The organism is Nioella sp. MMSF_3534, assembly GCF_030732985.1.
GTDB lineage: Bacteria > Pseudomonadota > Alphaproteobacteria > Rhodobacterales > Rhodobacteraceae > Nioella.
In genome coordinates this window covers 1-1,386 of record NZ_JASHJX010000103.1, presented here as the reverse complement: position 1 = coordinate 1,386, position 1,386 = coordinate 1, and the positions used below count along the sequence as shown (strand labels likewise).

General features: G+C 65.9%; 2 protein-coding genes. Both read left to right on the top strand.

Annotation, left to right across the window (positions count from 1 at the left end):
- Positions 1–47: 47 nt before the first annotated feature.
- A complete protein-coding gene (locus RBB16_RS20610; protein WP_306047897.1) occupies positions 48–626 on the top strand; it encodes a histidine phosphatase family protein in 579 nt (192 codons plus the stop codon).
- An 82-nt stretch (positions 627–708) separates the two neighbouring features.
- Positions 709–1,386: glutathione S-transferase (locus tag RBB16_RS20605; protein ID WP_306047896.1), on the top strand; the 678-nt coding region annotated here is incomplete at its 3' end.

Here is a 1,386-nt window from a genome sequence, read left to right as displayed (position 1 = left end):
CACCCCCCGAGGTATTTTTGCCAAGATGAAAGGGAAGGGGCGGGCGCGTGACGGTCTGGCATTGGGTCCGGCACGGGCCAACGCATGAAAAAGCCTTCGTCGGCTGGCGGGACGTGCCGGCGGACCTGTCGGACGCGGCGGTGATCGCCCGGCTGGATGCGGAATTGCCGCGACCGGCGCTTCTCGTGTCCTCGGATCTGGTCCGCGCCACGGCCACGGCGGATGTGCTGATGGAGGGGCGGCAGCGATTGCCCAATGTGCCCGACATGCGCGAGTTCAACTTCGGCGATTGGGACGGGATGCATTTCGCCGATGTCTCTGAACGCGATCCGGTTCTGAGCCGCCGCTATTGGGAAGAGCCCGGCGATGTCACGCCGCCAAATGGCGAAAGCTGGAACGCAGCCGCCGCGCGGGTCGCGCCCTTTGTCGACCGGATGAACCGGGATCATCCGGAGGCCCATATCGTTGCGGTGGCCCATTTCGGGATCATCATGACGCAGATCGAGCGCGCATCGGGGCTGTCCGCCTACGAGGTGCTTGGGCACCGGATCGACAACCTCTCGGTCACACGGCTGGTACATGAGGCCGGTCGCTGGCGGGTCGAGGTGATCAATCACCGTCCCTGATGCGCCGCGTCAGCAATTGGAATTGGACAGCCACGCGCGCAGCGGCTTAGCTGGCGGAACCGATTTTCCGATAGGCAGGGCCATGACCTATACGCTTCTGATTGCAGATAAATCCTACTCCAGCTGGTCGCTGCGCGGCTGGCTGAGCTTTCGCGCCTTTGACATTCCGGTGACCGTGAAAACCACCCGCATGTATTGCGACCAGTTCCGTCTGGATCTGGAGGCGTTTGCACCCGGCAACCGAACGGTTCCCATCGTGCGCACCCCCACGGGCGGGCTGCTGACCGATTCCATCGCCATCGCCTGGCATCTGGACCGGGCCTTTCCCGACAAGGGCCTGCTGCCTGCCGACCCCAATGCCCGCGCCATGGCCATGAGCCTGATTGCCGAGATGCATTCGGGCTTTACCGGCCTGCGCGGGGCCTGCCCGATGAACCTGCGCACCGGGTGGGACGGGTTTGAGGTGACCGATGCCGTCCGCACCGATCTGGAGCGGCTGGAGCGGGTCTGGGGTGAGGCGCTGGAGGCCCATGGGGGCCCGTGGCTCTGCGGAGATTACTCGCTGGCCGATGTGTTCTTTGCCCCCGTCGCCACGCGCATCCTCACCTACGGCCTGCCGGTATCGGACCGGGCTTTGGCCTATGCCAAGGCCCATGTGGCGCATCCTGCGTTCCGCCGTTGGCGGGCCATGGGGCTGGTCGAGGGGCCGGAACAGCCCGCCTACGAGATGGGCCTGCCGCGCCGCGCCTTTCCCGCGCCC